The organism is Streptomyces sp. NPDC006510, from assembly GCF_040611955.1.
Lineage (GTDB): Bacteria > Actinomycetota > Actinomycetes > Streptomycetales > Streptomycetaceae > Streptomyces.
In genome coordinates this window covers 1-4,440 of record NZ_JBEXPH010000355.1, presented here as the reverse complement: position 1 = coordinate 4,440, position 4,440 = coordinate 1, and the positions used below count along the sequence as shown (strand labels likewise).

At 70.9% G+C, this 4,440-nt stretch carries 2 protein-coding genes; one reads left to right on the top strand and one right to left on the bottom strand.

The genetic code is table 11. From position 1 onward, the window contains the following. The coding region (eccD, locus tag ABZY11_RS43085) for a type VII secretion integral membrane protein EccD (protein WP_356484403.1) at nucleotides 1-498 on the bottom strand (498 nt) is incomplete at its 3' end. 298 nt (nucleotides 499-796) lie between these two features. Here eccD and eccCa point away from each other — a divergent pair. Beyond that, nucleotides 797-4,440: type VII secretion protein EccCa (eccCa, locus tag ABZY11_RS43080; RefSeq protein WP_356484402.1), on the top strand; the 3,644-nt coding region annotated here is incomplete at its 3' end.

The following is a 4,440-nucleotide window of genomic DNA, read 5'->3' as shown; positions in this document are numbered from 1 at the left end:
CGAGGCGGCCCCGGCCAGCAACAGCGCCCCCACCGCGCCCGCCCCGGCGGCACGCACGCCGACCTGACCCCCCGGCCAGGCCAGCAGGGCGAGTCCGGCCAGCAGCGTCAGCACGCACAGGGCGCGCAGCAGCCGCCTGCTGGAGTCGGCGGTCCAGCCGTGCAGCCGGTCGCGCACCACACTGGCGATGCCGTCGACCAGGTCGTCCAGCCGCACCTCGGGCAGGGCGTCGGTGTGCGGGCGCAGATACAGCACCTCGCCGTCCTTGAGGCCGAGGGTCTCCAGGGTTCCCTCGTCGTCCAGGGCCGGGCCACCCAGCCGTTGCAGCACCCAGCCGCTGTGGTCCAGACCGTTCTCCTCCAGTTCCGCACCCGCGTAACGCAGCACGGTGGGAAGGAGATCGGCCACCGGAACATCGGCGGGCACCGCAAGGTCGATGGTCTTTTCGGGGGCACGTATGGTGAGGCGGCACAGGCCCGCCACGGAGCTGTCGGTCAAGGTCAGGGCTCGCGTTCTCGGGGACTTGTCGGATGCGACGTGGACGCGCTTGGTGATCGGATGCAGACTACTGATCATCATCCGGACCGTCGTCAACGGACCTGTTCCGCGTACCTGTTGGTCCGGAACCGTCCGGCTTGTGCGCCTGTCGGCACTCCCGTGCGCCCATACCGGTCCGGTCCACCCGTCACGGCGGGCGGTCCGCCGCTGTACGCGGCCATCCGTCGCCGTCGTCGAAGGAGTCTGTTCGTTGAGTGTGGTCCTCTTCCGCCGCCCAGCCCGCCGTCGCGGCCCGGACATGCCCGAAGGAGAGCTGAACCTCCAGGAGCCACCGACCCTGCCGGAGACGGTTCCTGACTCCTCGGCGATCTGGACCTATCTGCCGATGGCCATGATGTCGGTGTCGATGATGCTGATGTTCATGCGTCCGGGCGGCGGCAGCAGTGTGTTCACGTACCTGGCACTCGGCATGATGGTCACCGCCTCGGCCGCCATGCTCGTCGGCCAGATGATGCGCAAGGGCGGCGAGCGCAAGCAGCGGCTCCGCGGCGAACGCCGCGACTACCTGCGCTATCTGTCCCAGATCCGGCGCAGCGTCCACGAGGCGGTCAGCGACCAGCAGGAGGCCCTCGCCTGGCGGCACCCCGAACCCAAGGTGCTGCGCACCATGGTGCGCTCCACCCGGCTCTGGGAACGCCGGGTCTCCGACGACGACTTCGCCGAGGTGCGGATAGCCGTCGGCGACCAGCAGCTCGCGCTGCGCCTCACCCCGACGGCGACCAAACCGGTCGAGGACCTCGAACCGCTCTGCGCCCACGCGCTGCGCCGCTTCATCAAGGCGTACGGAGTCGTTCCCGACCAGCCCACCGGCCTCTATCTGCGTTCCTGGACCCGGATCCTGTTCCGCGGCGACGACCGGGCCGTCCGGGACACCGTCCGCGCGGTCCTGTCCCAGCTCGCCTTCTTCCACCCGCCGGAGGAGCTCTGGATCGCCCTCTGCGTCGCCGACGAGAAGCGCGCCGAATGGGAGTGGGTCAAGTGGCTCCCGCACAGCCAGCACGCCCAGGAGCAGGACGGCGCGGGCCCCTCCAGGCTGGTCGCGTCCACCTTCCGTGACCTGGAGGAGCTGCTCGGCGCCGAATTCTCAGAGCGCCCGGTCTTCGACCCCGAGGCCGTACCCGGCCGCGACGAACCCTTCACCGTGATCGTCGTCGACGGGACCACCGTGCCCGCCGGCCACCGGCTGGACGGACCCGGCCTGCGCAACGCCGTCGTGCTCGACCTGTCCGGCGCCCTCAGCTGGCGTCCCGGGCGCACCACGCTGCGCCTCGACGTCCAGCCGGACAGCCTGCATCTTGTCCGCACCGACCGCAGCCGCAAGGAGCAGACCACCCTCCTCGGCCGCCCCGACGCCATGGGCCCCGGCTCCGCCGAAGCACTGGCCAGACTGCTCGCGCCGTACCGGATGAGCCTGTCGTCGGACGCCGCGCAGCCGCTGGACACCGATGTCGAACTCACCGCCCTGCTGGGCATTCCCGACCTGTACCGGCACGAGCCTGCCACCCTCTGGGAACGCTCCACCGGCTCGGCGCGGCTGCGCGTCCCGGTCGCGGTCGGCGCCGACGGAATCCCGGTGGAGCTGGACATCAAGGAGTCCGCGCAGGGCGGGATGGGCCCACACGGCATGCTGATCGGCGCCACCGGATCCGGCAAGAGCGAGCTGCTGCGCACCCTGGTGCTCGGCCTCGCGCTCACGAACTCTTCCGAAACACTCAACTTCATCCTGGTGGACTTCAAGGGCGGTGCCACCTTCCTCGGTCTCGACGAACTCCCGCACACCTCCGCGGTGATCACGAACCTGGCCGACGAAGTCGCCCTCGTGGAGCGCATGCAGGACGCCCTGCACGGTGAACTCATCCGTCGCCAGGAGCTGTTGCGCAGCGCCGGCAACCACACTTCCGCGCTGGAGTACGAGAAGGCCCGCGCGGCCGGGGCCGACCTCGAACCGCTGCCGAGCCTCTTCGTCGTAGTCGACGAGTTCAGCGAACTGCTCTCCGCGCACCGCGAGTTCATGGACCTCTTCGTGATGATCGGGCGGCTCGGCCGTTCACTCGGCGTCCATCTGCTGCTCGCCTCCCAGCGCCTGGACGAAGGCCGCATGCATCAGCTGGAGAGCCACCTCTCCTACCGGGTGGGACTGCGCACCTTCTCCGCCATGGAGTCGCGCGGTGTGCTCGGCGTCCCCGACGCCTACCAGCTGCCTTCCCAGCCCGGCAGCGGCTTCCTCAAGAGCGGCGTCGAGGCGCTGACCCGGTTCCGGGCGGCCTACGTCTCCGGCCCGTACCGCAAGCGGCGCGGCGCCGCCGTCCAGGCCAGGGTCGCCAGCCAGGTGATGCCCTGGACCACCGACTGGGTCGTTCCGCGGGCCCCCGCCCGCACCCCCGACCCGGAACCCGCCGCCTCACCCGAGGAGTCCGGCACCGGCGACACACTGCTCTCCGTCGCCCTGGAACGGCTGCGCGACTCCGGACCGGCCGCCCACCAGGTGTGGCTGCCGCCGCTGGACCTGCCGCCCGCGCTCGACCTGCTGCTGCCGTCGCCCGAGCCCGACCCGGAACGCGGCCTCACCCCGGCGGGAACATCGGGGCCGGGCATGCTCAAGGTGCCCCTGGGACTCGTGGACATGCCGTTCGAGCAGCGCCGCGACCCGCTGACGGTGGACCTCTCCGCCTCCGGCGGCCATGTCGCGATCGCGGGCGGTTCGCAGAGCGGCAAGTCGACCGTCGTACGGACCCTGATCAGCGCGCTCGCCCTCACCCACACCCCGCGCGAAGTGCAGTTCTACTGCCTGGACTTCGGCGGCGGCGCACTCTCCGCGCTGTCCGGGCTGCCGCACGTCGGCGGTGTCGCCGGGCGGCTCGACACCGAACGGATCAGCCGTACGGTGGCCGAGGTCACCGCCGTGCTCAACGAACGCGAGCAGTTCTTCCAGGACCGCGGCATCGACTCGATGGCCTCCTACCGGCGCCGCCGGGCCGCCGGAGAGTTCCCCGACGAACCCCACGGCGACGTCTTCCTGGTCGTCGACGGCTGGGCCACGGTCAAGCAGGACTTCGACTCGCTGATCCCCACCTTCCACCAGATTGCCGCCCGCGGCCTCAACTACGGCGTACACATCGTCGTCACCACCGCCCGCTGGATCGAGCTCCCCGCCCAGGTCCGTGACCAGGCCCTGACCCGTCTGGAACTCAAGCTCGGCGACCCGATGGACTCGATGATCGACATCCGCAAGGCGGCCACCGTGCCGCGCGGCGCCGGACGCGGCCTGACCATGGAGGGCAAGCTCCACTTCCTGACCGCGCTGCCCCGCATCGACGGGCGCGACAGCGCCGACGACCTCGCCGAGGGCGTCGCCGACCTGGTGGGCCGGATCGCCGAACACTGGCAGGGCCCGCCGGCCCCGCCGGTACGGATGCTGCCGCACCGCCTCCCGGCCGCGGAACTCCCGGAGCCCGAGCGCACCGAGGGGCTGCGCGTCCCGATCGGCCTGGACGAGGAGACCCTCTCGCCGGTCTGGCACGACTTCGGCCGCACCCCGCACCTGATCGGCATCGGGGACAGCGAGAGCGGCAGGACCAATCTGCTGCGCCTGCTGGTCCGTTCCATCACCGCCCGGTACACCGCGGCCGAGGCCCGCATCCTGGTGGTCGACTACCGCCGTGAACTGGTCGACGCCGTACCCGAGGAGTACCGCCTCGGACACGTCGTCGCGGTCGATTCGCTGCGCGAGCTGGTCGGCGGCGCGGCCCGTGCCATCAAGACCAGGCTCCCCGGTCCGGACATCGCCCCGTCCCGGATGCGGCAGTGCGACTGGTGGACCGGCCCAGCAGTCCAGCCACCCCATAGTCTGACAGCCAACCCCTCCATAACTTACTATTCCTA